The organism is Mitsuaria sp. 7 (genome assembly GCF_001653795.1).
Lineage (GTDB): Bacteria > Pseudomonadota > Gammaproteobacteria > Burkholderiales > Burkholderiaceae_C > Roseateles.
The window spans coordinates 4,667,023-4,693,517 of record NZ_CP011514.1; the positions used below are offsets into that span (position 1 = coordinate 4,667,023).

Sequence of the window (26,495 nt, forward strand, 5' to 3'; positions counted from 1 at the left end):
GCTTTCCGCCCGGCAAGGAGGGTCTTGCGTCCGAAGCCCGCGTTGGCACGGGCCATGCAATGAGGTCTCCGGCGTCCCTCGCCTCAACTACACGGAGACAACACCATGATCTACTCCAAGCCCAACGCGGCCGGCGCGCCGCTGGAGTTCAAGAAGCGCTACGACAACTTCATCGGCGGCCAGTGGACGGCGCCGCGCGACGGCCAGTACTTCGACGTGATCACGCCCATCACCGGGCAGGTCTTCACGCAGGCTGCGCGATCGACGGCCGCGGACATCGAGCTCGCGCTGGACGCCGCGCACGCCGCCTCTGAAAAGTGGGGAGCCACCTCCGCCGCCGAGCGCGCCAACGTGCTGCTGCGCATCGCCGACCGCATCGAGCAGAACCTGGAGCTGCTCGCCTACGCGGAGACCGTCGACAACGGCAAGCCGATGCGCGAGACGCTGAACGCCGACCTGCCGCTGGCGGTCGACCACTTCCGCTACTTCGCCGGCTGCCTGCGCGCGCAGGAAGGCGGCCTCAGCGAGATCGACGCCAACACCATCGCGTACCACTTCCACGAGCCGCTGGGCGTGGTCGGCCAGATCATCCCGTGGAATTTCCCGATCCTGATGGCGGCGTGGAAGCTGGCGCCGGCGCTGGGCGCGGGCAATGCGGTCGTGCTCAAGCCGGCCGAGTCCACGCCGGTCAGCATCCTGGTCCTGGCCGAACTGGTCGCGGACCTGCTCCCGCCGGGCGTGCTCAACATCGTCAACGGCTACGGCAAGGAAGCGGGCATGCCGCTGGCGCAGAGCAAGCGCATCGGGAAGATCGCGTTCACCGGTTCGACCGCGACGGGCCGCGTCATCGCGCAGGCGGCGGCGACCAACCTCATCCCGGCCACGCTGGAGCTGGGCGGCAAGAGTCCGAACGTCTTCTTCCCCGACATCGCCGCGCAGGACGACGACCTGTTCGACAAGGCGATCGAGGGGCTGGTGCTGTTCGCGTTCAACCAGGGCGAGGTCTGCACCTGCCCGTCGCGCGCGCTGATCCATGAATCGATCTACGACAAGTTCATCGCGCGGGCGATCGACCGCGTGAAGGCCATCAAGCAGGGCAACCCGCTGGACACCGAGACGATGATGGGCGCGCAGGCCTCGTCGATGCAGCTGGACAAGATCCTGTCCTACCTGGAGATCGGCAAGCAGGAGGGCGCGCAGTGCCTCATCGGCGGCGGACGCGCGCAACTGGGCGGCGACCTGGCGGGCGGGTACTACATCGAGCCGACGCTGTTCAAGGGCACCAACGACATGCGGATCTTCCGCGAGGAGATCTTCGGCCCGGTGCTGGCGGTCACGACCTTCAAGACGGAGGAAGAGGCCCTGCGCATCGCCAACGACACGCCGTACGGACTGGGCGCGGGCGTGTGGTCGCGCGACATCAACACGGCTTTCCGCATGGGCAAGGGCATCAAGGCCGGACGCGTGTGGACCAATTGCTATCACGCGTATCCGGCGCATGCGACCTTCGGTGGCTACAAGGAGTCGGGCATCGGTCGCGAGACCCACAAGATGATGCTGGACCACTACCAGCAGACGAAGAACCTGCTCGTCAGCTACTCGCAGAAGAAGTTGGGATTCTTCTGACGGAGTCCTGAGTCCCAAGGCCCGCAGGCAGTGAGCGCGGGTGGGGCCGGAATGTCGCTGGGGGTTCCCGGAGTGAAGTGCACCCCGAAGGTTGGACATCAATCCAACCGATGGGGTGTTTTTCATGGCGAAGCACAGTGAGCGTCTGAAGCTCGAAGTTGTTCAGCGGTATCTATCGGGAGAGGCTGGCCACAGAGTCTTGGCCGCAGAGTACGGCGTGGCTCAGGAGCTGCTACGGCGCTGGATAGCGGCTTATCGCGTGCATGGAAAGGCGGGGCTGGAGGGCACCAGGCTTGGCAAGCGCTACAGCGCGGAGTTCAAGCTGGACTTGTTGCGCCGGGCCGAGTGCGAGAAGCTGTCCAACACCAAAGCGGCCATGCTGTTCGACGTGCGTGGGGGTGGTGCCGTGGTTGCCCTGTGGCGGCGCCAGTACGATGAGGGTGGCCCGCAAGCGCTTCATCCCAAACCCCAGGGTCGCCCTCCGAAGAACATGCCAACGCCCAAGCCCACCCCAGTCGCGCCCGAGAAGACGGAAGACAAGCGCTCCTTGGAAGAGTTGCGCGAAGAAAACGAGCAATTGCGTACGGAGGTCGCCTACCTAAAAAAATTAGAGGCCTTGGTTCGAGCCAATCGGCAAGCTGCGCTGAAAGGGCGCAAGCCGTCCTCGAGCTGAGGCCGCAGTTTTTGTTGCGTCGGCTTTTGCTGGCCGCATGTCTGCCGCGCAGCACGTTCTACTACCAGGCCGCGCAGCGGCAGGCCGGCGACAGGTACGCCGGCCTGAAGGCTGGCATTCGTGCTGTGTACGAGCGCCACAAGGGCCGCTATGGCTATCGCCGAATCACTGACGAACTCGGACGAAGCGGTCTGGCGGTCAACCACAAGACGGTGCAGCGCCTGATGCGGGATCTGGGCTTGAAGTCGCTGGTGCGTCCCAAGAAGTACCGTTCCTACCGCGGCGAAATGGCCACGATGCCCAACCTGCTCAACCGGCAGTTCACGGCTGAGCGGCCCAACGAGAAATGGGTGACCGACGTGACCGAGTTCAATGTCCGAGGAGACAAGCTGTACCTGTCGCCCGTGATGGACCTGTTCAACGGAGAGATCGTGGCCTACGAGATGAACGAGCGTGCACTCTTCCCACTGGTGGGAAACATGCTCAAGAAGGCGCTATCGCGGCTCATGGCCCACGAAGCTCCGATGCTGCACTCGGACCAGGGCTGGCAGTACCAGATGCCGGCGTATCGACAGCAACTGGCCACGCGAGGCCTGACTCAGAGCATGTCCCGTCGGGGAAACTGCCTGGACAACGCGGCAATGGAGAGCTTCTTCGGAACGCTGAAATCGGAGTTCTTCCGGCTCAACAAGTTCGACAGCGTCGAGCAGCTACGACATGGGCTGCACCGCTACATCCACTACTACAACCACCACCGCATCAAGCTCAAGCTGAAAGGCCTGAGCCCGGTGGCGTACCGAGCTCAGGCCTTGGGGGCCTAGCTTCCTACTGTCCAACTTCTTGGGGTCACTTCAGAGGGACGCCCCCTGCGACGTGGAGTGCCCGCGCTTGGCCGTCCGGAGTCGGTCGTCGCGCGGCTCCCTTGCAAAATCCCAAGATAGAACAAATGTTTAACTAAAAGACATTTGTTTGCCGCCATGGTGGATTCTCTCTAGAATTGGCCGCCATGACGCCCCCCAAGGAACTCTCCTCGAAGGAACAGCTGCTCTCGCTCGTCGAGGCCAATCCCTTCATCGGCCAGCAGGAGCTAGCGGACCAGTTGGGGCTCTCGCGCTCCGCTGTCGCCGGACACCTGGGGCAGTTGACCCGCGAAGGCCGCATCCTCGGCCGTGCCTACGTGCTGCCGCAGCGCCAGCCCATCGTCTGCATAGGCGGCACGAACCTGGACCGCAAGCTGCGCGCCGTCGGGCCGCTGCGGATGGGCAGTTCGAATCCGGCGCAACAGCATGAGTCCGCGGGCGGTGTCGCCCGCAACATCGCGGAGAACCTCGCGCGGCTCGGTCTGCCGGTGCACCTGCTGACCGCCGTCGGCCGCGACGCTGCCGGGCAGACGCTGCTGACGCAGTTGCAGGGGCTCGGCGTCGATTGCGCGGGCTGTCTGCAAGCCGCGGACGCGGCAACGGGGAGCTACACGGCCGTGCTCGATCCCGATGGCGAGCTGGTGCTGGCGTTGGCGCACATGGAGTTGACCGACCGGCTCGACCCCGCCTTCCTGCGCCAGACCGCGCCGCAGCGCGCGCCGGCGCGCTGGCTGGTCGCCGATCTGAACCTGCCCCGCGAGACGCTCGACGAACTGCGTGCCGAGGCGCGCCTGCGCGACCAGCGCCTCCTGCTGGTGGCCGTGTCGGAACCGAAGATGGCCCGGCTCGGCACCGACCTGCGTGGCGTCGAACTGCTGGTGCTGAACCGCGGCGAATTGCAGGCGCTCTCGGGTCAGGTCTTGCCCGACGACGCCGCCTTGCGTGCCGCGTGGCGATCGCTGCACGACGCGGGGCTGCAGCGGCTCGTGATGAGCGACGGCGCGGCGGGCCTCCGTTTCTCCGAGGGCGACGACCTCGTCCTGCTCCCCCCGCCGCGGCTGAACCCCGCCTCGATCCGCGAGGTCACCGGCGCCGGCGATGCCTTGACCGCCGGCATCGCCGCTGCGTTGCACCGCGATCCCGACGACCTGCGCGGCGCCTGTGCGCTCGGCCTGCAGCTGGCGGCGCTGACGCTGCAGAGCGACGCCACCGTCAGCGAAGCCCTCAGCCCGGCGCTGCTCGTCTGAGCGCGACCGGCGCAGGCCCCGCATCCGCATCCAAGACGAATCAAACACGAATCCAAGAGAGAGCCCATGACCACGCAAGACCTGATCGACCAGAACCTCCTCGACTTCTCGCCCGAAGTGGCCGCAGCGCGTGCTGAAGGCCGTCCGCTGGTGGCGCTGGAGTCCACGATCATTTCCCACGGCATGCCGTATCCGCAGAACGTGCAGACCGCGCGCGAGGTCGAGACGATCGTGCGTGAGCACGGCGCCGTGCCCGCGACGATCGCGGTGCTGGACGGAAAGATCCGCGTCGGTCTGAACGACGCGCAGCTGGAGCTGCTCGGCCAGTCCCCCGACGCCATGAAGCTGAGCCGCCGCGACCTGCCCTTCGCGCTGGCGACGGGTCGCGTCGGCGCCACCACGGTGGCCGCGACGATGATCTGCGCGCGCCTTGCGGGCATCGAGGTCTTCGTCACCGGCGGCATCGGCGGCGTGCACCGCGGCGCGGAAACCTCCTTCGACATCTCCGCCGACCTGCAGGAGCTGGCGCGCACGCCGGTGGCCGTCGTCTGCGCGGGGGCGAAGAGCATCCTCGACCTGGCGCTGACGCTGGAATACCTGGAGACGCACGGCGTGCCGGTGCTGTCGGTGGGACAGGAGAACTTCGCCGCGTTCTACACGCGGGACAGCGGGTTGAAGGCGGACTTCCGCATCGACGCGCCAGAGGACCAGGCGCGGTTCCTGCGGACGAAATGGGCGCTCGGGTTGAGCGGCGGGGCGGTGATCAGCAATCCGGTCCCGGCCGCGCATGAGATGCCCCAGGCGGTCATCGACGGGTTCGTCGAACAGGCGCTCAGGGAGGCCTCGACGCAGGGCATCAGCGGCAAGGCGGTCACGCCCTATCTGCTGGCGCGCATCAAGGACCTCAGCGGCGGCGCCAGCCTCGTTACCAACATCGCGCTGGTCAAGCACAACGCCGTCGTCGGCGCGGCGCTCGCCAAGGCACTGGCACTCTGACGGCCGCTGGCCCTCACCCCCACCCTCTCCCGCAAGCGGGCGAGGGAGTCCGACCGGCGCACCTCCACCTCTTCCTCTGGCCCCCCGGAAACGCTCGTTCACGCTCCAATCGCACAGGTTTTCCTCCCGCTCGCGCAGGATTAACCTGAACGAAACAATCATCGAAAGAGCCGGACTTAACCTTCCGCGCCCTCAGGGAGCTTTGCAAAGCGCTCCCTGGATGACTTGTCGTTGGAGAACGTGTTCATGCGCCGCAAGCCCCTTGTCCTGTCCTTGATCGTCGTCCTGCTCGTCGCGGGCGGGGGCTGGTGGTGGAAGTCGCGCGCCGCGTCCCGGGATGGCGGCGAGGCCGGCCCGGCGGCCGCCGCCCGTGGCGCCTCCGGCCCCGCCGGCACCCAGACGGTCGGCGTCGTCACCGCGCAGCGCCGCGACGTCCCGGTCACCGTCGAAGCCTCCGGCACCGTCACGCCGATCAACCAGGTCGACCTTCGCGCCCAGACCACCTCGACCATCCGCGACGTGCTGGTCCACGACGGCCAGACGGTCACCAGGGGCCAGGTCCTGTTCCGCTTCGACGAGCGCGCGGACCGCGCCAACCTCGACAAGGCCCGCGCCCAGCTCGCCCGCGACAAGGCCGCCCTCGGCGACCTGCAGCGCCAGTACGAGCGCGCCAAGGACCTGCTCGCCCAGAACTTCGTCGCGCAGAGCGCCCTCGACACCGCGCTGGCCAGCCTCCAGGGCGGCCGCAGCCTGGTCGACGCGGACGCCGCCGCCGTCGAATCCGCCGCCGTCGCGCTCAGCTACAACGAGATCCGCGCGCCCTTCTCCGGCCGCGCCGGCGCCGTGAACGTCTGGCCCGGCAGCCTGGTCCAGGCCAGCGCCACCGGCACCCCGCTGGTCAACATCGTCCAGATCGATCCGATCGCCATCAGCTTCAACCTGCCCGAGACCGAGCTCGCCCCCGTGCTGGACGCGATGCGCCCCGGAGCCACCGGCGCCCAGGTCACGCCGCCCGAGGTGCAGGTCGTCCTGCCGACGATCGAAGGCGGACCTTCGCGAAAGGACAGCAAGGGCGGCAAGTCCGTCGAATCGGTGGCCCGCGGCAAGCTGACCTTCGTCGACAACCTCGTCGACGCGACCACCGGCACGATCAAGCTGAAGGCCGAGTTCACGAACGACGCGCAGAAGCTCTGGCCCGGCCAGTACCTGCGCGTGCGCATGACGCTGCGCAGCATGAAGGACGCCATCGTGATCCCGCAGGCCGCGATCATCCTGCGCGGCAGCGACCGCCAGGTCTACGTCGTCGGCCCCGACAAGACCGCCCTGCTCAAGCCGGTCAAGCTGCGCTACACCTTCGGCGAGATGGCCGTCGTCGACGGTGTCGACGCGGGCGCGACCGTGGTGCTCGACGGCAAGCAGAACCTGCGCCCCGGCACGCCGCTGCGCACGCAGCCCGCAGCCGTCGATCCGGCCGCCGCCGCGCGCCTGGCCGCCGCCTCCGCCGCTGCGGGCGGTGGTGCCTCCGCCACCGACGTCGCCGCGCCCTAAGCCTTCAGCCCCGCGGAAGCTGCCATGAATCTCACCGAACTCTTCATCCGCCGGCCGGTCATGACCGTGCTGCTGAACGTGGCGCTGGTCGTCGCGGGCATCGCCGCGTGGAGCCGCATCCCGGTCGCCGCGCTGCCCAGCTTCAACACGCCGGTCATCAACGTTCAGGCCACCCTCCCCGGCGCCAGCCCCGAGACGATGGCCTCGTCCGTCGCGCTGCCGCTGGAGAAGCAGTTCTCGACCATCGCCGGCATCACGACGATCTCCTCGACCAACACGCTGGGCAACAGCTCGCTGACGCTGGAGTTCGACTCCGCGCGCGACATCGACGCCGCCGCGGTCGACGTGCAGGCCGCGCTGTTCCGCTCGCTGCGCGCACTGCCGGTCGAGATGACGACCCCGCCGTCCTACCGCAAGGTCAACCCGGCCGACGCGCCGGTGCTGCTGGTGGCGCTGACCTCGCCGTCGATCAACCTGTCCGAGCTCAACGACTACGCCGAGAACCTGATCACCCCCAGCCTGTCGACCATCGACGGCGTGGCGCAGGTCTCCATCTACGGCCAGAAGCGTTTCGCGGTGCGCATCAAGGCCCGCAACGAGCTGCTCCAGCAGCGCAACATCACGCTCGACGAGCTGCAGGCCGCCGTCAAGGGCGCCAACGCCAACACCCCCGTCGGCACGCTGGACGGCGCGCGCCAGACGCTGACCATCCAGGCCAACAAGCAGCTGCGCGACGCCAACGCCTTCGGCGGCATCGTCGTGGCCACGCGCAACGGCGCGCCGGTGTTCCTGCGCGAGGTGGCCGACGTCGAGGACAGCTACGAGACCGTCAAGTCCTTCTCCAACTTCAACGGCGAACGCTCCATCGTGCTGGCCGTGCAGCGCCAGCCCGACGCCAACACGGTGAAGGTCGTCGACGCGGTGAAGGCCATGCTGCCGCGCTTCGCCGCGCAGCTGCCGGCCTCGGTGCAGATGAGCACGCTCAACGACCGCTCGGTGTCCATCCGCGAAGGCCTGCACGACGTCTACTTCACCCTCGCCCTGACGGTGGCGCTGGTCGTGATGGTGATCTTCCTGTTCCTGCGCCGCATGGTCGCGACGCTGATCCCGACGCTGTCGCTGCCGATCTCGCTGATCGGCGCGGTGACGCTGCTGTTCGCGCTGGGCTACAGCCTGGACAACATCTCGCTGCTCGGGATCACGCTGGCCGTGGGCCTGGTCGTCGACGACGCGATCGTGATGCTGGAGAACATCTACCGCCACGTCGAGGACGGCATGGCGCCCTTCGACGCCGCCATCCGCGGCGCGCGGGAGATGGCCTTCACCATCATGTCGATCTCGATCTCGCTGATCGCGGTGCTGATCCCGATCTTCTTCATGCCGGGCGTGATCGGGCTGCTGTTCCACGAGTTCGCCGTCGTCGTGTCGCTGGCGATCGGCGTGTCGGCCGGCGTGTCGCTGACGCTGGTGCCCATGCTGTGCAGCCGCTTCCTCAGCAGCCATCACGAGGTCGAGGAGAACGCGCTCGGCCGCACCTTCGAGGCCGGTTTCGGCTGGGTGCTGAACAAGTACACGGCGTCGCTGGACTGGGCGCTGGCCCGCCGCTGGGTCGTCGGCGTGGTGGCGCTGGCCACCTTCATCGCCAGCGCGTGGCTGTGGATCGTCATCCCCAAGGGCTTCTTCCCGGAAGAGGACATCGGCCAGATCCAGGCCAGCACCGAAGCGGCCGAGGACATCTCCTTCGCCGCGATGACGGTGCTGCAGGAACGCGTCGCGCAGATCGTGCAGGACGATCCGTCGGTGTCGTCGGTGTCCGCCGCGGTCGGCGGCGGCGGCGGGGGCGGCAACGTCAACACGGGGCGCCTGTTCATCAACCTGAAGTCGCGCGGCGAGCGTCCGCCGATGCCGCAGGTGCTGGAGCAGCTGCGCAAGAAGCTGCGCGGCGTGCCCGGCATCGCGGTCTACCTGCGGCCGGTGCAGAACCTGCAGCTCGGCGGCCGGCAGTCCAAGAGCCGCTACCAGTTCACGCTGCAGTCGGTCAGCACCGGCGAGCTCAACACCTGGGCCGTGAAGCTGCAGGACAAGCTGCGCAACGACCCGGTGTTCCGCGACGTCACCAGCGACTCGCAACTGCGCGGGCTGCAGGCCAACCTCGTCATCGACCGCGAGCGCGCGACGCTGCTGGGCGTGCAGATGCAGGACCTGCGCAACGCGCTGTACTCGGCCTTCGGCGAGCGCCAGGTCTCCAGCATCTACGCGGAGAGCAACACCTACCAGGTGATCATGGAGGCGACCGACAGCGACCGCTTGAGCGAGGACGCCTTCGACAAGATCTACCTGCGCGGCAAGAACAGCATGATGGTGCCGCTGACGGCCTTCGCGAGCGTGAAGCGCGAGCTGGGCCCGACGGCGGTCAACCACCAGGGCCAGCTGCAGGCGATCACGCTGAGCTTCAACCTCGCGCCGGACGTGCCACTGGGCAACGCCACGGGCAAGATCGACCAGTTCACCAGGGAGATCGGCCTGCCGCCTTCCATCATCACCAGCTACGGCGGCGATGCGGCGGTGTTCAAGGACTCGCAGGGCGGACAGCTGCTGCTGATCGTGCTGGCGATCGCGGTGATCTACGTGCTGCTGGGCGTGCTCTACGAGAGCTACATCCATCCATTGACCATCCTGGCGGGGCTGCCGTCGGCGGCGGTGGGCGCGCTGCTGACGCTGCAGCTCGCGGGCATGGAGCTGACCATCATCGCGACGATCGGCATCCTGATGCTGGTGGGCATCGTCAAGAAGAACGCGATCATGATGATCGACTTCGCGCTCGATGCGCAGCGCAACGGCGGCATGACGCCGCAGCAGGCGATCCGTGAGGCCTGCATCCTGCGCTTCCGTCCGATCATGATGACGACGCTGGCCGCGCTGATGGGCGCGCTGCCGATCGCGCTGGGCCTGGGCGCCGGCGCGGAGCTGCGCCAGCCTCTGGGTCTGGCGGTGGTCGGCGGGCTGATCCTGTCGCAGGCGGTGACGCTCTACATCACGCCGGTGATCTACCTGGCGCTGGACCGGTTCAGCGGGAAGGGGCCGGATACGCGGGAAGTCGAAGCGATGCGGCTCACTGAGCATCCGGAACGTCCGACGCAGCCCGTCCCCGGCCATGCGGACTGAGCGCGTGACGGGGCGTCTGCCCAACGAACTCTGAACGCTTGTGGATCGGCATCAACTCAGTTGTCATGTCGATCCAACGCATCATCTTTTCATCGTCCTCCCTGTCTCCAACGTCGCTCGCACCCGACCCCGACTCGGCAGCGTCGTGGCCGACGGACAAGGCCTTTGACACACATCTCCAGAACCTGGGACTTCTCCCCGCCGGTGCGAGCCGCTCGCCGTCCGCAGTTCAAGAGACGGAACATATCTACGACCTTGCGTCGCCCATCAAGCGATTCCTGGACGCGTCCGAGTCGCCTCCCAACAGCTTCGTGCTGCAAGACAGGGTGGCGACGATCGCGGCAGCCGTTCGCAACGGGGATCTGCCCGTAGAACACGCTCGACGCCTCCTGGTACCGAGCGACCCCTCGTGGCTGACCAGCTTGAACACATCGTGGCGCATCCGTCTGGCGCATGACACGCTTCAAACCGTCACCAGAGCCTCCGTATCCAGCAACGGGACGGTTGCCGCCGCCAGCCAATCGCTGTTGAGGGGGCTGCTCGAGACCGCAGGGGGCTCGCCGAGCGAGGTGCTGCTCAGCATGGACTTGTTCGACAACGTCGCTTGGCTGCCGCCTCTCGACCGCCAGAGGGCCACCCTGGCCAGTCGTATGGTCGACTTCATGTATCAGATGCAATTCGCCGAGGCCGAGATCGGCCAGGTCAGCGCGGTACCCCGACAGCTGCCGCCTCCGTTGCCGCTGGCCTCGCAGCCCGCATGACCTGACCCCCTGCGACGCCCCGACGGTTCTGCCCGTCGGGCCTGAAGCGTCGGCGAACAGTGCGGCCGGAGCGGCTATGCATCGAACTTTGAACACATTCGTCGCGGCATGAACTCAGTTGTCATGCCAATTGAAAACTGCACCTCTTCGCTGGCGGCCCTGATGCCGCCGCCGGATCCGCAAGACGTGACCCCGGTCGCGTTGTGGCCCACGCCAGAGACTCTCGAAGTATTTCTTCTGGATCTGAGTCATCTCCCCACCGGAGCGAACCGCTCTCCGGCTGCCGTTCGGGAGACGGAGCGAATCTACGATCTCGCATCGCCGATCAAGCGCTTGCTCGACGAGTCGGAGCCGTACCCAGACGGCTTCACCTTGCGCGATAGGGTGTCGACGATTGCCGCGGCCGTTCGGTATGGGCACCTACACACAGAACACGCTCGACGGTTGCTGGTCCCGAGCGAACCGTCGTGGCTGACCCGCCTGAACACGTCGTGGCGCGTACGTCTGGCGCATGACACGCTTCAAACTCTCGCCCATGGACTCCCTTCGAGAGATGGCAGCGCAACCACCGCCGCAGGCAAATCGCTGTTCCTGCAGGTGCTCGAAGTCAGGGGCGATTCGCCGAGCCAAGTCTTGCTCAGTATGAATCTGTTCTATCCGGCGGCCCACTGGTTGCCACGACTCGATCGGGCCAAGGCTGCGTTGGCCGATCGACTGGTGACCTTGATGTACCACATGGAATTCACCGACGCTGAGATCGGTCCGGCGCAAGACGTGCCTCGCAAGCGACCACCTCCAGCGCCCCCATGGTTCTTTGGCCCGCGCGCATGACCTGACCCCTTGCGGCGCCCGCCGGCTCAGCGCGGCGGCGTGAAACTCCGGCGCGCCAGCGCCGCCGCATCGCGCCCGATGCACCCCGGCGCGTGATCGTTGATCAGCCCCATCGCCTGCATGAACGCGTAGACCGTCGTCGGGCCGACGAATTTCCAGCCGCGCTTCTTCAGCTCCTTGGAGAGCTTCACCGACGTCTCCGACGTCGCCCGCACGTCGCCGCCTTCCTCGGGATCCTCGTAGCGCCAGAAGAACGCGGCTAGTGAGCCGGCTTCCTTCTGGAGCTCGAGCGCGCGACTCGCGTTGTGGATCGCCGCCTCGATCTTGCCGCGGTGGCGCACGATGCCTTCGTCCGCGAGCAACCGCGCGACATCGGCCTCGCCGAACTTCGCGACCTTGGCGATCTCGAACTGCCTGAACGCCTTGCGGAAGTTCTCGCGCTTGGCGAGGATGGTCCGCCACGACAGCCCCGACTGGAAGCCCTCCAGGCAGAGCTTCTCGAACAGCCGCCGGTCCTCGTGGACGGGGTAGCCCCATTCCTCGTCGTGGTAGTCGCGATACCTGTCGAAGCCGGGCGCCTCGCACCACTGGCATCGCCACCGGCCGTCCGGGCCTTGCGCCAATCGATCCGTCATCGGTTCCTCGTGGGACGGGCCGCCCGCGCGACCTCAGAGGAATGATTCTGCCCGTCGCGGACCACGAACACGGTCCCGCCGTGCGCCGACTCACCCTCCCCTCATGCATCCGCTCACGCATCCACTCATCGACGCGTTCACCTCATCCTTCCTGCAGGATCCTGCGCTGGACGCCCCGGTGCCGACGACCGCCGGCGTTGCCGACGAACAGGCGCCGGCCTCCTGGTGGTTCCGCCCCGAGACCCGGCAGTCGCCCGAGGCGTTCGCACGCAGCGGGGACTTCGACCGGTTCGTGTCCCGCCTGAAAGCGCACGTCGCCACGCTGGTGGCGATCGTCGGCGCAAGTTCGGACGAAGCCCGCTCGCTCATCGCGTTCCAGAACCATGTGCTGGACGTCGACGGCCAAGGCGCCAACCGCCACTTCGGTGACGCCGCCGGCAGCGTCTACGGCACCGGCGCTGAATACCTGGATCGACTGGTGCATCTGATCGGCGATCCTCGACTGACGCAGGATGCGCGCGTCACCGAGCTGCGCGACCTCGCCGCGCAGTTGACCGAGTGCGGCCACGGTGCCGTGGTCGCGCTTCAGCACAGCGTCGCGCGTCTCGACCCGAACCGGCAAGGGCTGCGGGGGAAATGCCGCACGATCATGGAACGCACCATCGAACAGGTGGCTGCCGAAGCCGTCGACCGCCGCTATCCCAAGACGATGCGCGCGACACCGGGCATGCATCGCCACTACGTGGCCGGCCTGCAGATCTGCCTGTTTCGCGAACTGGGACTGCCATGGCGTCAACCGGACGATCCGCTGGCCAAGCGAACGTTCCGCCCCTGGACCGTCGACCACTGCCTCCAGCAACTCACCGTCGTGCTGACGCCGCCGGCCTTGGCATTGACCTTGGCGGAGGACTATCTCGCGCGATATGCCGGCGTCATCCGCGATGCCGGCACACGCGTCCCGGACACACCGCTCACGATCGGCGAGATCCACGAGGGGACGCTGACGCTGCTCCCGGAGTTCAACGTGACGCCCGGACCCGCGGCCTTGGTCCGCGTGGACGGAGACACCGGCGCCTGCGTGCTCCAGAACGATCCGATCCTGATGGGTCTCCATTTCCTGGAGGCCCTGTCGAAGGCCGAGGTGGCCCATGCGGCGTGTCACGATCCGGTCGCCGCCTGGATCAACGCCGGCAATGAGCCGGTTCATTGCTTCATCGCCGGCGCACTCGCCTGGGTGATCGAGAACGGCACGCCGCGGCCGCTGATCGCCGCGGACCTTCCCCACCTCGCACGTGCGACTTCCGCGCCGTTGAGCGCGGCGGCCAGACGGTCGATCTCACTGGGCAGCACGCCGGCGGACCTGGCCGCGCACGTCCTGCCCTCCCTGCTGCGGGATCCCGACACCTGCGCCTGGCTGTGCGACCGTCTGGACGACCGCCTGCTGGCTCCCCTGCTGATGGCATGGCAGGCCTGGCAAGTCCTGACCCCTGGGCAGCTCGACTGGATCGCCCAGACGCTCGCCGCGCAGGGGCGCGTCGACCTGTTCATGCACCTGCCGTTCGACTGGCCCGCGAACGCCCGTCTGGACGTCATCCTCCGCGCGCTGCAGGCACGACCACCGAAGCTGGACGCCGACGGCCTGATGAGGGTCCTCACCTGCAAGGTCCGGGACCACGCGTCGCTGCTGGAATATCTTCTCCTGGAGGCGGATACGGCCCGCTGCGCCCGCCTGCTGGACGAACTGACTTCCCGGGTCCGCAGGAACGAGATCGACATGGACGCCCTGGGAACCTTTTCCGATGCCAGCATGGAGAGGACGGGCATCGCCGCCCGCCTCTTCGGGCCTCTCAAGACCTACTGTGCGCTGACCAAGCTCCTCCAGCACTGCAAGCTGCAGCACTTCGTGAGGCAGGGGACGAGCTCGCCCCGCCAATTGGCCGTGTGCCTGCTGCCCGCCATGACAGGGCATTTTCCGCGGGTCATCGACACGGGCTCCAGCAGTCACATCCTGGCCGCGTCACTGGCCGCGGAGGTCATCGGAAAGTTTCCCTGGGAAGGAAAGGAGAGGCGGGGTCGCGAGACCTTGCGTGCCCTGCTCGAGGCCCCCGGCGGATGTGCTTCCGAGGCGCTTCAACGCCTCCTCGGTCAACCCGTCGATCTGTTCATCGTGCTGCTGGGGGACACCCTCAGGGCGATGCGGCGGCTGTCGTTCAGTCCGGAGGAGGCGAGGACCCTGCTCCGCCTGCGCACCGCCTCAGCCCCCGCGGGCATCACCGACATCCTGGCCGAAGTCGCTCGACAGATCGACGACGCCGCCGATCAGGAGCGGCTCCCCGAGTCGCTCGACGAGCTGCTGGCCTACACGATCACGCTCGGCCCGGCCTGATGACGCCGGCGACTTTCACGCCGCGGTGTACTCAGCCCGTCTTGTGGAAGACCGCCTCGTCGCCCGGCCAGGTGTGCGCACGGGCCTCGATCAGGTCGAGCACGTGCACGAAGGCGCTCCCGGCGCCGTAGTACGGGTCGGGTACCTCGTCCAGGCCCAACCCTGTCATGCCGGCGAGGAACAGCCCCAGCTTCGCCGGAGAGACCGCGGGCCGCGCCGCCTTCAACCCGCGCAGCACCTGGCGGTCCATCGCCAGGATCAGGTCGTAGCGGTCGAAGTCCTCGGTCGTCACCTTGCGCGAGCGCCAGCGCCGGTCCATGCCGTAGCCGCGCTGCTCCAGCACCGCCAGCGCGCGCTTGTCGACCGGGTGCACCCGCGACGACGCGAACACGCCGGCCGAGCGAACCTCCGTCAGGCCCAGCTCTCCGGCGCGCAGCCGCAGCACGGCCTCGGCCATCGGCGAGCGGCACAGGTTGGCCGCGCAGACCAGCAGCAGTCGGGTCACCGGGGTCGTCGCTTCCGGGATCAGAGCGCCAGCTCGGCGCGCATGGCGTCGATGACGCCCTTGTAGTCGGGCTTGCCGAAGATCGCCGAGCCCGCCACGAAGGTGTCCGCGCCCGCCGCCGCGATCTCGCGGATGTTGTCGACCTTCACGCCGCCGTCGATCTCCAGCCGGATGTCGCGGCCGCTGGCCAGGATCATCGCCTTGGCCTGCTGCAGCTTCTTCAGCGCGCCGGGGATGAAGCTCTGGCCGCCGAAGCCGGGGTTGACGCTCATGATCAGCACCAGGTCGACCTTGTCGATGACCCACTCCAGCACGTCCAGCGGCGTGGCCGGGTTGAACACCAGGCCCGCCTGCGCGCCCTCGGACTTGATCAGCTGGATCGTGCGGTCGACGTGGCCGCTGGCCTCGGGGTGGAAGCTCACCAGGTTCGCGCCCGCACGGCAGAAGGCCTGCGCCAGGCTGTCCACCGGCTGCACCATCAGGTGGACGTCGATCGGCGCCGGCGTGCCGTCGGGCTTCACGGCGTGCTTCTTCAGCGCCTCGCAGACCATCGGGCCGAAGGTCAGATTGGGCACGTAATGGTTGTCCATCACGTCGAAGTGGATCCAGTCCGCGCCGGCGGCCAGCACGTTGCGGACTTCCTCGCCCAGGTTGGCGAAATCGGCGGACAGGATGCTGGGGGCGATGCGGTAGGTGGGCGGGTTCATGGCAGGGCGGGCGCGGAGCCGCTGGCGGGGAAAGTCGACGATTGTAGAAAGGCTGCGGCGCGCCCGGACGGCCGCTAGCGGTAACGATCCGCGAGCCGCGCGATCTCCCCCGACGCGCTGATCTGGCGCAGCCGGTCGGTCAGGCGCTCCGCCACCGCCTCGGGCAGCTGGCGCGAGACGACGACGTACTGGGTCTCCTCCTCGAACACCTGGGGCCCGATCCGCACGCGCGACTCCAGGCCCGCGCCGCGCGCCGCCTGGCGCAGGTTGAAGTCCTGGCCGTAGACCCCGCCGGTGCGGCCGCGCACCAGCATCTGCAGCGCTTCCTTGTCGCTGCGCGCGGATTCGAGGAAGGACACGTCCGCCTCCTGCAGCGTGGCGGCCAGCTTGGTCCCCTGCGCCAGCAGCAAAGGCTGGCGCCGCGAGAAGGCGCGCAGCTCGTCCCAGGTGCGCGGCGCGCGCTCGTCGCCGGCCCGCATCGCGAGCACATGCGAGATGCGGTACAGCGGCACCGGCAGGTAGCGCATCAGCGCATGGCGGTGCTCGGACTTGAGCAGGCAGAAGAACACGTCGAGGTCGCCGTTGCTCAGCATCAGCTCGAGCCGGCGCAGCGGCACCGGCTGGGCCAGGCCCTCGATGTGCAGGTCCGGATCGGTCCGCATCACGGCCTCGGCGATCTCGCCGCACAGGCCGGGGCGTTTCGGATCGCCCGAGGCGTACTTGGCCGGCGCGCCGGCCTGCGCGGCGCTGCGCAGCGTCAGCGGTCCGGTGGCGCCCGCCCCCGGCACCGTCGGCACAGCAGGTCCGGACGGCGCCGCCATGGCCGAATTCGCGGCCACGCCCAGATCGGCGCCCACAGCGGCGGCCACGCCGACCAGCGCCCAGCCGCGCGTGATGGCCTGGCGCCGAGTGGGACGGAGAGAATCCAACGGGTGTCCTGCCCTTGTCTCCATGACGGATGGCGTCCGGTGCGTGCCGGTCGCGTATGGTGGTCCGTTCGAGCGGGTTCTGTTTTTTGCTCTGTGCGGTACCCAGCATAGCCGAGGCGGGCCCGAACCAGGAGGGCCGCTCATCGAACCTCGCTCGAATGGGAAACAGAGGTTGTCGCCTGCGCCACTGATGCGTCATGCCGTTGTCCTCCCTCCTGCGAAACTTCACCCCGTCCTGCCTCCGTCCCGCGATGGACGAGGCGCCCGCCAAAGGCCGCAGCACCGCGGCCCGCCAGGCAGAGGCCGACGCCTCGGACCCCTGGCGTTACCGACCGCATGAGCACGGCTCGCCGGCCGCATTCGCCCTTCATCCGGACTTCCAGCGATTCCGCGAACACGTCGCCGCCCTCACGCGAGAGTTGTCTGCAGTCGACAAGGATTCCCCGTCGACCGCAGCCAGCCTGCAGACCTTCCGGGACCACGTGACGACCGTCGACGGCAGCGGCTACAACCGCTTCTTTGGCGAGAACGCCGAGGAGATCTACGGCAAGGGCGCCGAGGATCTTGAACGCCTGGTGCAACTCATCCGCGATCCACAGGTCGACAGGGGCCAGGCGCGCGCGGAGATCCGGGAACTGTCGAGCAGGTTGGCGCTTTGTTCGACCGCCGTGACGGAAGAACTGCCGGCCAGCCTCCGACGCCTGTCGCCGCCACCGCGCACATTGCCGGCCAAGTGGCACGACGCGCAGGTGAACCTCGTCCGGCATTCGGCTGCCGAGACGCTGCGACTCAGCGCCTTGAAGACGACGAACCGGCACGCAGTCAATGCGCTGCTGCCCGTCCTGTACAAGGACGTGGGTCTGCCGGACCAACTCCCCGACGATCCGTTCGTCCTCAAGGATCTCCCGAAGTCCGTGGTCGAGGAGGCCAGGCGGCGGCTCGAAGAAGATCTGCGGCCGTCCTCCGTCGCCCTGCGGATCGCGGATGACTACCTCATGCGCCTGAGCGCCTCGGTGAATGGGCCCGACGCTGCGGCGTCTTCCTCTCCGTTGCTGACGCTGGAGCGCATGGAGGAAGCCGTCCAGGCGCTGGCGGCCGAGTTCGGCAGCAAGCCGCCGACATCGGCGGCGTTTCGCGTGGACCCCGCCACCGGCGACTGCGTGGTGGCGACAGACGCCACGCTGGTCGCCGTGCACTTTCTCCGATGCTGGCGCCGCGACTCGGCTTCCAGGAGGCGGGACAAGCCAAGCCGGATGCCACCCGTCGCCCGCCCCGTCAAGGGTCCGGCCTTCATGACCGCGGGGTGCCTCGCCTGGGCCGAGACGCACGGCGAGTGTCGGCTGCTGGAACTCGACGACCTGCCAGCATTGAAACCCGACGACCTGCCGGGTGCCGCGCTGTTATCGGTGATCCGCAACAGCGCACCCGACGACCTGTGGACCAGGTTGCCGGCGGAATGGATGCGCGACAAGGCGACCTTCGACGCACTCCTCGATCGCATCGACGACACCGCGCTGAGGGCGTGTTTCGAGCGATGGCAAAGCGCGTCGACTCCCTTGAGCAAGGATCAACAGGTGCTGCTGATGGAGGCCGTGCTCGGTCGCGGCCGCGGCGCCGCACTCTTCGAAGGCGAGACGCTGGCCTGGCAACGATTGACCCGTCCACACCTGCACGATGCCGGCAGCCTGCGGATGCTGTATCGCCAGCGTCAGGCCGGCCAGCTGACGTCCACTGCGTTCGGCGAGTCCCTCGCGAAAGCCTGGACAGCGGCCCAACAAGCTGGCGTCCTCGATCTCCTGCGTGTGTCGATGCCCGGTTCTTCGCTCGACGAGCGTCACTATGCAAGTGGTCAATTCGCGAAGCAGTGGCTATGCGAGGCCGCTCAAGCGCTGTCCTCGACGCCTCCGCAGGTCACCATCCAGGAGATCTCTGAGGCCATCGGCTCAGGCACACATGCACTGTCGTCGGGAGCCTCGAAGGAAAACGGCAACTTCAACTATCACGCAGTGTTGGACACGATCTCAGCACTGAGAAGCAATCAGGTCGTGTGGGGCAATTCGCAGCAGGCGCACGACTTCCGACCCGAGCATGCCAGCGTGCTTTTGCGCAGCTTCCTGGATCTGGATGCACAGGGGCGATCGAGCCCGCTGTCGTACTTTTGGCGGCACGCCCGCTACAAATCATCGTTATTCAAGATGCTGGAGGAGACGCTGCAAGCCTTGGTTAAATACGGCTGCAACTGGTCCGAACTGGTCGCGATCCTTTCATTCGATGGTCAGCCCACCAAACCAGGAATGCTCACCCGCCTGGAATACGCCCGCGCCTTCGTCATCGCTCGTTCGTACCCGGACGGCCCTGTGCGGAGCGATCTTCTGCCCGAAGGATTCAGCGAGATCCCGACGGAGCGGAAGGCGTTCCGCGATGTCGCGACCCAGCATGACGACACGGACGTGCAGGCGTAGCCCGGCCGCCTGACGGGCGTCCGCATCGCTTTCCAGTGTCTCCGCGCGCGGCGTCCTAAAATCGGTCGATGGCACATCCGCACTTCCATTGCAGCGTCACCGTCGAGCCGATCGCGGACCAGACCTTCCCGGACCGCAACGAGTTCGCGTACGGCTACACCATCACGATCGAGAACCGGGGCGACGTCAGCGCCCAGTTGATCGGCCGTCACTGGACCATCGTGGACGGCAACGGCAAGGAACAGGAAGTGCACGGGCTGGCCGTCGTCGGCCACCAGCCGCTGCTGCAGCCGGGCGAACGCTTCCAGTACAGCTCCTGGGCGCAGATCGCGACCCGCCACGGCACGATGAGCGGCCGCTTCCTGTGCGTCACGGACAAGGCCGAGGTCTTCCACGCCGACGTGCCCGAGTTCCTGCTGGCCGACTCCGGCTCCCTGCATTGATGTTCCGTCGCCAGGGTTGGGACCTCACGGCACTGCTCAACGCGGCGCAGGCGGCGCATCCGCAGGCACCGCTCGCCGAGCGCAACCTCTGGCTGGTGCGGTTGATCGAGTGGCTGCGGCACGCGCCCATCAAGGACGACCGGGCCCCGGCGCCAGCAGCGGCAGCGTCGACACCCGCCGATGAAGCGGCGCCGCCCGCGGCACCCGCGGCGACGCCTTCGGCCCCGCTGCCGATCCGGCGCCTCAAGTACCTGCTCCGCATGCTGGAGCGTCATCCCGAACACGCGATGGCCTTCGCCGAAGTCATCGCCAGCGTCTGGGCGGACGTGGACGCGATCAGCCTGTTCGCGGAGGTCGGCTTCGCGCCGCGCATGGCGCTGTGGAACGAGTTCCTCGGCCGCCTGCGCCGTCGGCTGCTGCCGCTGAGCGCGGACACCAGGGACCTGTCCGAACTCTTCGAACTGCTGTTCCCGCACGAGGCCGACGAGCAGTGGATCAACGCCGTCGACGACGAACTGCTGCAGCGGCTGGGCCTGCTCTTCGCCGGCGCGCCCGAGGGCGACTGGCGCGAGGAGATGCGCGCCGCGATCACGGTGCTGGTGAGCTCGGTGCGCTCGGCCGGACTGTCCGGCGCGCTGCGCGTGCGCATGGATCCGCAGCTGCTGGCGAAGCGCCCGTTCCGCAACCTCGCGACGGCGTGGGAGCAGGTGGAACACGCGCTCGTCGAACACGACCGCGCCGCCCTGCCCGGCCTGCTGCAGTACCTGCGCGGCCTGCTCGACGAATGCCGCGCGGCGGTGCGCTCGGTGCCGGACCACCTGGAGGAACACGGCGTCTCGGTGGACCTGATGTTCGGCGTCGAGCAGATGCAGGCGCGGCTGCGCCGCGTCGAGGACCTGCTCGCGGTGCTGCTCGCGGATCACCCGGAGCGCGAGCTGCTGCGACTGGTCGCCAGCCTGGTGGCGGTCGTGCACGAGCGGCGCAGCATCCGCACGCTGTTCGCGCGGCACTACTCGCTGCTGGCGCGCAAGGTCGCCGAACGCAGCGCCGAGACCGGCGAGCACTACATCACCCGCAACCGCGAGGAGTACGGCGACATGCTGCGCCGCGCCGGCGGCGGCGGGCTGGTGATCGCGGGCACGACCTTCATGAAGTTCGCGATCATGGCGGTGGGGCTGTCCGCGTTCTGGGGCGGCTTCTGGGCGGGCGTGAACTACGCGGCCAGCTTCGTGCTCATCCTGCTGCTGCACTGGACCGTGGCCACCAAGCAGCCGGCGATGACCGCGCCGGCGCTGGCCGACAAGCTCCGCCACATCGACAGCGACGCGGGCCTGCAGGCCTTCGTGGACGAGGTGGCGCACCTGTTCCGGTCGCAGACGGCGGGGATCATCGGCAACCTCGCGCTGGCGGCGCCGATGGTGCTCGTCGTGCAGCTGGCGGCATGGCTGAGCTTCGGCAAGCCGCTGGTCGGCGTGAAGGAGGCCGAGCACGTGCTGCATTCGCTGACGGTGCTCGGACCCTCGCTGTTCTTCGCGGCCTTCACCGGCGTGCTGCTGTTCGCGTCCAGCCTGATCGCGGGCTGGGTCGAGAACTGGTTCGTCTTCCACCGGCTGGACAGCGCGATCGCGTGGAACCCGCGCATCGTCGCGCGCCTGGGCGCGAGCCGCGCGGGACGCTGGTCCCGCTGGTGGCGCGACAACATCTCGGGGCTCACCGCCAACATCAGCCTGGGCCTGATGCTCGGGCTGGTGCCGGCGCTGCTGGGCTTCTTTGGCCTGCCGATCGAAGTCCGCCACGTGACGCTGTCGACCGGTCAACTGGCCGCCGCGGCCGGGGCGCTGGGGCTCGATGTCCTCAAGCACTGGCCGTTCTGGCTCTGCGTGATCAGCATCCTCGGCACCGGCGTGCTGAACGTGGGCGTCAGCTTCTTCCTGGCGTTCAAGGTGGCGCTGCGCTCGCGCGGCATCCGGCTCGCCGATCAGAAGCGCGTGCGCGGGGCGATCTGGGCGCGGATGCGCCGCCAGCCGATGAGCTTCCTGGTGCCGCCGAAGGGGTGAGACTGGGGGAAAGGCCGGGCGCGCGGGCGTCTGGCCGCTGCGTCGCTCAGGTGGCGTCGCGGTCGTCGGGTCGCTCGCCGCCCTTGCGGCCGGAGAACATCGTCCACCAGACGATGAAGACGAGCAGCGCGAGGGCGCCGAGCGCCTCCAGCAAAATCACGCCCATGATTCGTGGTCCGATCCGTTGCAGAACTCGCCGCTGGAGCGCGGCGCTGGCGATTCTAGGCGCGCTGGGCGCCTTCTCCGCGGGCCTCGCTCCCTCCCCTGCGACCGCTGCCGGATTGCCGATCGATCCCGAGAGACTGCTCAACGGCGAGGACGACACCGCCGGCCGCCACGTGCTGCAACGCGAGCGCGCCCGCTGGGTCGCCGCGGCGTGGAACGAGCTGCCGGGCTGGGGCCAGGACCGCGCGCTGGAATGGTGGCCCGCGATGCTGCGCGGCTGCGAGAAGCCGATGCCGGGCTGGGCCTCGATCTGCGCGCAGGCGCGGACCTTCAAGCCCGGCGGCGACTGGGACGCGATGGTCTGGCTGATGAAGCGCCTCCAGCCGTATCGCGTCGAGTCGCACGAGGGGCAGCGCGAAGGCGTGGCGACCGGGTATTACGAACCGGAGCTCGCGGCCCGCCGGCAGTCGCAGGGCGAGTTCCGCGTGCCGCTGCTGGCGCCGCCGCAAGACCTGGCACAGCGCAAGCCTTACGACACGCGCCAGCAGATCGAGAGCAACGCGTCGCTGTCGCGGCTCAGCCTGGCGTGGGTGCAGGACCCGCTGGATGCGCTGGTGATGCAGATCCAGGGCAGCGGCCGGCTGCGCGTGACCGAGCGCGACGGCAGGAGCCGCTGGGTGCGGCTGTCCTTCGCGGCCCACAACGAGCAGCCCTACCGGTCGATGGGCCAGTGGCTGATCGCCCAGGGCGAGCTGCGGGCGACGGAGGCCTCGTGGCCGGGCATCAAGGACTGGGGACGGCGCAATCCGCAGCGGCTCAAGGAGGCGATGTGGGCCAACCCGCGCTACGTCTTCTTCCGCGAGGAGCCGCTGCCCGATCTCGCGGTCGGACCGCGCGGGGGTCAGGGCGTGCCTCTGACGCCGGGGCGGTCGATCGCCGTGGACAAGGCGAGCATCCCCTACGGCACGCCGGTGTGGCTGGACACGACCGAGCCGCTGTCGACCACGCCGATGCGACGGCTCGTGATGGCGCAGGACACCGGCACGGCGATCGTCGGCGCGGTGCGGGCGGACTACTTCTGGGGCTGGGGCGAGGCGGCCGAGACGCAGGCCGGCCGCATGAAGCAGCCGCTGCGGCTGTGGGTGCTGTGGCCGAAGGGGCTCACTCGGTGACCTGGACACCCTTCCAGAAGGCGACGCGGTCCTTGATCTCGGCGGCGGCCTCGGAGGGTTCCGGGTAATACCAGACGGCGTCCGGGTTCATGTCGCCGTGGACCATCAGGCTAAAGTAGTGCGCCTGGCCCTTCCACGGGCAGGACGTGCGGTGATTGCTGAACGTGGTGAACTCGCGCTTCAGCGAGGCGACGGGGAAGTAATGATTTCCCTCGACCACCACGGTGTCGTCGCTTTCGGCGATGACTTCGCCGTTCCAGATTGCCTTCATTCCAACTCCTCGTGCTCAAACGTTATTTCGCCCATCGGGGCAAGGACATCTTCGTCACCGCCGGCTCCGCGAGAGACCTCGCGCCCGGCAGTTTCGGGATCTGTGCGATCGGGGGCGGCGCGGAAGGCTGGTCCGTCGTCCACGTCGGCCCGGACGGCGACGCCGCCGACCTCGGCGGGGAGTACTACTTTGCCACCTCCGAGGAAGCCCTGGCGTTCCTGAAGGAACTGATCGACCTCATGGTGGATGGCGGCGAGCCGGAAGGGCTCCAGGAGGACTGAATCCTCCCGTGAGGCGATTAGACGGCTTAATCGCATCAAATTTGAGGCGATTAGAGGGGCTAATCGCCTCACAGGATGAGGCGATTAGGACCTGGGCCCGGGGAACAGTCTTCACAACGGCTTCAGATCCTCCCCCACCACGCGCACCAGCAGGCCCTTGCCTTCGGGCGTCACGCGGAACTCGCCGTACTTCGCCGGCTGCCAGCGTTCGACCTCGCCTTCCTTGAAGAACCAGGCGTCGGAGACGAAGGTCCACTGGCCGCCCTTGGGGGCCAGCTCCAGCACCTGCGCGCCGGCCGGCACCGCCTCTCCGGGCGCGAGCAGCTTCGGCGAATGTGCGATGCCGCGCTCATCGAGCAGCACGGCGATGCGCGGACGCGCGCCCCAGAGCAGTGAAGCGTCCGGGTCGGAGCGGGAACGCCAGCCCACGCTCGGCAGGTCGTAGTTCAGGCGCATGTAGTCGCCCTGCATCAGCGAACGCGGATCGACCGGCGCCAGCTTCACGAAGACCGGTCGCCCCTCCGCGATGAGTTGCTCCCGACTGGCGATCAGGACGTTCACCAGGACGAGTGCCACCGCGCCCGCGCCGAGCAACAACCCGGCCCCACGACGCAACGCGAGCGTGGGCCGCGTGCCCCCATCGGATGAAGGCGCCGTCGGATGCCACGCCAGCCAGCGGACCCACGCGGCGAGCGCCGCGCCCATCACGACCAGCGCCAGCGACTTGTGCGCGAGCGGCAGTTGCCACTCGTAGTACAGCGCGCCGATCGCCCACACCGCCGCCACGCCGGCGAGCGCGGCCAGGCGCCAGCGCCGGGTCGACGCCATCAGCGCCAGCACCAGCAGGATCCCGCCGAGCGCGGGCATCAACGCGGAAAGCGCCGCCAGCACCAGCAACGGCGGCAACAGCTTCGCAGATCCGGTGGGGCGCCAGCGGCGCAGCAGCCACCACGCACCCGCCAACGCGAACAGCACCGACAAGGTCCGGCTCGCGCCGAGCAGGAACATGCGGGCGCTCGTCAGTTCGGTAGTGACGACGCGCATGAAGCCGCCGACCGAGAACGCGCCGACCGCCGTGAACGACCAGCCCGCCGCCACCGCATGCATCACCAGCACGGCGACCCACCAGCCCTTCAGCGCGGATTCGAGCGCCGCCGCCGCCGACGCGGTGCGCGCCTCACGTCCCAGACGTTCCTGCAGCGCCCACAGCAGCACGCCTTCCACCAGCAGCAGCGCGGCCGCCGCCAGCGACAGACCGCCGTCGTGCTCGTACCAGGCCCTGGGCGCGAGGCCCTCGATCGCCAGGTGCCCGAGATACCCCGCCAGCGCCGCCATGCCGACACCGAGCAATCCCCGCAGCCATCCCTGCTTCAGCAGCACGATCAGCGCCGCGCCAATCGCCAGGCCGATCCACGCCGCGCCGGCATGCGGGAGGTCGCGTTGCAGACCGTAGCCGAGGCACACGAGACCCGTCGGCAACAACGGCACCGCCGCCTGCTCCAGGAACAGCGGAATTGCCCGCGCACGCAGCAGCACGACGGACAGCGCGATCAGGGCGATGCCTTCGATGTACGGCATCGGGCCGCGATCCCAGTCGCCCCCGAACAGCATCGCGAACAGGAAGAGGAACGGCGGCACCGCCAGCCAGGCGCCCAACGCCGTCAGCAGCACCACCGGCCAGGGGCGCTCCGGCACATCGGCCTCGGCGGGAACCAAACCCTCGGCGCGCGCTTGCGCCTTCCAGTCCTGGCTGCTCATGCCCGCACCTCCAGCGCGCGCATGCGCCGCATGATCAGACTCACGCTGGCCGCCAGCAACCCGCAGGCCACGAGGCCGATGAGGAAGACGCCGCCGATGTCGCCCTTCGCATCGATGACCACGCGAGCGAGTCCGACGACCAGCAGCGTGTCGACCGCGAGCGCCAGCGCGCTCATCGCATAGACCTCGCCGCGTCGCCACGCCAGCACGAGGCCCACGCCCATCACGCCGAGTCCGAGGGAGTACTGCGGCGCCACGTCCTTCGTGAACAGCCCGCCCAGCGCCGTCCCCGAGATCGCGATCACCGAGGCCAGCACCGCCACCCGCCACGCCCAGGGCTGCGTGGCCGCATCAGGGCGCATCGCCAGCCCGACGCACAGCACGCCGTACGCGACGAAGCCGATCGCGTGCACCGGCACCGTGGACGCATCGAAGCGCCACGAATGTCCGCCGAAGGTTTCCATCCACAGTCCGATCCCGGTCGCGACCACGAGCGCCCAGGGCGTCCACGCGAGGTCCGAGCGCGACGCCCACGCGATCGGCAGCCCCAGCGCGGCCCAGAGCGCGAAGAGCTGCCAGGGATCCGCCCCGGTCTGGTAGGTCTGTCCGAAGAACGCCAGCAGCCCGCCCAGCGTCAGGAAGGCCACCAGCGCCAGCGGCGCGCGCCATGGCCGGAGCACCGCCGCCGCGATCAGGTTGACCGCGAGCACCGCCTGCAGCAAGCCGAAGCGCATGACGCGGCCGAAGTCGTCCCAGTTCGCCGCGACCCACAGGATCAGCCCGAACCCGATCAACCCTGCCGCCAGCGCGCCCGCGCCGCGGCGCAGCGGCGTCCACGGATCGCCCGGCGGATCATCGACACCGCTGAGCGCCCGCAAGCGGCGTGCGCTGGTCGCATCCAGGCCCTGGCGGGCCGTCCATTGGTACAACTGCTCGTGCAGACTCACGGGTTCCTCCCTCAGGATGCGACCGCCCACGGGCGTCGCCGGTGATGTTCTTCGAGGGGGCCGATTCTTC

The 26,495-nt window shown here is 68.4% G+C and carries 23 protein-coding genes; 15 read left to right on the plus strand and 8 right to left on the minus strand.

All coding sequences use genetic code 11. The features are described from left to right. Positions 1-105 precede the first annotated feature (105 nt). The 9 genes from adh (at position 106) to ABE85_RS20560 (ending at position 11,707) form a co-directional block, all read left to right on the plus strand. Entirely contained in the window at positions 106-1,626 is a 1,521-nt protein-coding gene (adh, locus tag ABE85_RS20520) for an aldehyde dehydrogenase (protein ID WP_067278978.1), read from the plus strand. 91 nt (positions 1,627-1,717) lie between these two features. Further along, complete coding sequence (locus ABE85_RS28545) at positions 1,718-2,299, plus strand: helix-turn-helix domain-containing protein (protein WP_231993107.1); 582 nt, start codon at positions 1,718-1,720, stop codon at positions 2,297-2,299. Then, positions 2,203-3,120, plus strand: coding sequence for an IS3 family transposase (locus tag ABE85_RS27730; RefSeq protein ID WP_231993327.1), 918 nt, complete (start codon positions 2,203-2,205; stop codon positions 3,118-3,120). The genes ABE85_RS28545 and ABE85_RS27730 overlap by 97 nt, the downstream gene beginning before the upstream one ends. A gap of 185 nt (positions 3,121-3,305) precedes the next feature. After that, positions 3,306-4,406, plus strand: a complete 1,101-nt coding sequence (locus ABE85_RS20535) for a carbohydrate kinase (protein ID WP_067278981.1) — start codon at positions 3,306-3,308, stop codon at positions 4,404-4,406. Positions 4,407-4,472: 66 nt separating this feature from the next. Then, positions 4,473-5,402 carry a pseudouridine-5'-phosphate glycosidase gene (locus ABE85_RS20540; protein ID WP_197507090.1) on the plus strand — a complete coding sequence of 310 codons (930 nt, stop codon included), beginning with the start codon at positions 4,473-4,475 and terminating at the stop codon, positions 5,400-5,402. A 246-nt stretch (positions 5,403-5,648) separates the two neighbouring features. After that, on the plus strand, positions 5,649-6,950 hold the full coding sequence (locus tag ABE85_RS20545; protein ID WP_067283227.1) for an efflux RND transporter periplasmic adaptor subunit: 1,302 nt from the start codon (positions 5,649-5,651) through the stop codon (positions 6,948-6,950). Between the two features lie 24 nt (positions 6,951-6,974). Further along, positions 6,975-10,115 (plus strand): efflux RND transporter permease subunit, encoded by a 3,141-nt coding sequence (locus ABE85_RS20550; RefSeq protein ID WP_067278983.1) that lies wholly within the window; start codon positions 6,975-6,977, stop codon positions 10,113-10,115. A gap of 65 nt (positions 10,116-10,180) precedes the next feature. After that, on the plus strand, positions 10,181-10,876 hold the full coding sequence (locus tag ABE85_RS20555; protein WP_067278986.1) for a hypothetical protein: 696 nt from the start codon (positions 10,181-10,183) through the stop codon (positions 10,874-10,876). Between the two features lie 108 nt (positions 10,877-10,984). Further along, a complete protein-coding gene (locus ABE85_RS20560) occupies positions 10,985-11,707 on the plus strand; it encodes a hypothetical protein (protein WP_157522682.1) in 723 nt (240 codons plus the stop codon). A gap of 26 nt (positions 11,708-11,733) precedes the next feature. On the opposite strand, the gene ABE85_RS20565 is transcribed toward ABE85_RS20560, so the two are convergent. Together ABE85_RS20565 and ABE85_RS28110 are read right to left on the minus strand one after the other, a co-directional pair. Then, positions 11,734-12,342 (minus strand): DNA-3-methyladenine glycosylase I, encoded by a 609-nt coding sequence (locus tag ABE85_RS20565; RefSeq protein ID WP_067278992.1) that lies wholly within the window; start codon positions 12,340-12,342, stop codon positions 11,734-11,736. 142 nt (positions 12,343-12,484) lie between these two features. Next, positions 12,485-12,826 (minus strand): hypothetical protein, encoded by a 342-nt coding sequence (locus ABE85_RS28110; protein ID WP_197507092.1) that lies wholly within the window; start codon positions 12,824-12,826, stop codon positions 12,485-12,487. Here ABE85_RS28110 and ABE85_RS20570 point away from each other — a divergent pair. Then, positions 12,821-14,728, plus strand: a complete 1,908-nt coding sequence (locus ABE85_RS20570) for a hypothetical protein (RefSeq protein ID WP_197507094.1) — start codon at positions 12,821-12,823, stop codon at positions 14,726-14,728. The two genes, ABE85_RS28110 and ABE85_RS20570, sit on opposite strands and share 6 nt — an antisense overlap. Before the next feature lie 31 nt (positions 14,729-14,759). Here ABE85_RS20570 and ABE85_RS20575 read toward each other — a convergent pair whose 3' ends face one another. From ABE85_RS20575 to ABE85_RS20585, 3 genes are all read right to left on the minus strand, one after another. After that, positions 14,760-15,233, minus strand: a complete 474-nt coding sequence (locus ABE85_RS20575) for a low molecular weight protein-tyrosine-phosphatase (RefSeq protein ID WP_197507096.1) — start codon at positions 15,231-15,233, stop codon at positions 14,760-14,762. Positions 15,234-15,253: 20 nt separating this feature from the next. Next, complete coding sequence (rpe, locus tag ABE85_RS20580) at positions 15,254-15,940, minus strand: ribulose-phosphate 3-epimerase (protein ID WP_067278998.1); 687 nt, start codon at positions 15,938-15,940, stop codon at positions 15,254-15,256. 74 nt (positions 15,941-16,014) lie between these two features. Beyond that, a complete protein-coding gene (locus ABE85_RS20585) occupies positions 16,015-16,869 on the minus strand; it encodes an ABC transporter substrate-binding protein (protein ID WP_067279000.1) in 855 nt (284 codons plus the stop codon). Between the two features lie 197 nt (positions 16,870-17,066). Between ABE85_RS20585 and ABE85_RS20590 the strand changes: the two genes are divergently transcribed. From ABE85_RS20590 to ABE85_RS20605, 4 genes are all read left to right on the plus strand, one after another. Continuing rightward, positions 17,067-19,331: a hypothetical protein gene (locus tag ABE85_RS20590; RefSeq protein ID WP_157522688.1), complete on the plus strand. Its 2,265-nt coding sequence runs from the start codon at positions 17,067-17,069 to the stop codon at positions 19,329-19,331. A 68-nt stretch (positions 19,332-19,399) separates the two neighbouring features. Then, entirely contained in the window at positions 19,400-19,774 is a 375-nt protein-coding gene (gene apaG, locus ABE85_RS20595; protein WP_067279006.1) for a Co2+/Mg2+ efflux protein ApaG, read from the plus strand. Next, positions 19,774-21,831: a site-specific recombinase gene (locus tag ABE85_RS20600; RefSeq protein ID WP_067279009.1), complete on the plus strand. Its 2,058-nt coding sequence runs from the start codon at positions 19,774-19,776 to the stop codon at positions 21,829-21,831. Before apaG ends, ABE85_RS20600 begins: the two co-directional genes overlap by 1 nt. A gap of 164 nt (positions 21,832-21,995) precedes the next feature. Further along, the gene (locus ABE85_RS20605; protein WP_067279012.1) at positions 21,996-23,168 is read left to right on the plus strand and encodes a murein transglycosylase A; all 1,173 of its coding nucleotides are present in this window, start codon (positions 21,996-21,998) and stop codon (positions 23,166-23,168) included. Here the strand turns inward: ABE85_RS20605 and ABE85_RS20610 are convergent. Further along, positions 23,158-23,439: a DUF427 domain-containing protein gene (locus ABE85_RS20610; RefSeq protein ID WP_067279015.1), complete on the minus strand. Its 282-nt coding sequence runs from the start codon at positions 23,437-23,439 to the stop codon at positions 23,158-23,160. The genes ABE85_RS20605 and ABE85_RS20610 overlap by 11 nt on opposite strands. Before the next feature lie 11 nt (positions 23,440-23,450). On the opposite strand from ABE85_RS20610, the gene ABE85_RS20615 reads away from it, so the two are divergent. Then, positions 23,451-23,720, plus strand: a complete 270-nt coding sequence (locus tag ABE85_RS20615; RefSeq protein ID WP_067279018.1) for a hypothetical protein — start codon at positions 23,451-23,453, stop codon at positions 23,718-23,720. A gap of 111 nt (positions 23,721-23,831) precedes the next feature. Here the strand turns inward: ABE85_RS20615 and ABE85_RS20620 are convergent, their stop codons facing one another. Both ABE85_RS20620 and ABE85_RS20625 read right to left on the minus strand, forming a co-directional pair. Next, positions 23,832-25,478 carry a GDYXXLXY domain-containing protein gene (locus ABE85_RS20620; RefSeq protein WP_067279021.1) on the minus strand — a complete coding sequence of 549 codons (1,647 nt, stop codon included), beginning with the start codon at positions 25,476-25,478 and terminating at the stop codon, positions 23,832-23,834. After that, positions 25,475-26,425: a DUF2157 domain-containing protein gene (locus ABE85_RS20625; protein WP_067283231.1), complete on the minus strand. Its 951-nt coding sequence runs from the start codon at positions 26,423-26,425 to the stop codon at positions 25,475-25,477. The genes ABE85_RS20620 and ABE85_RS20625 overlap by 4 nt, the downstream gene beginning before the upstream one ends. Positions 26,426-26,495 lie beyond the last annotated feature (70 nt).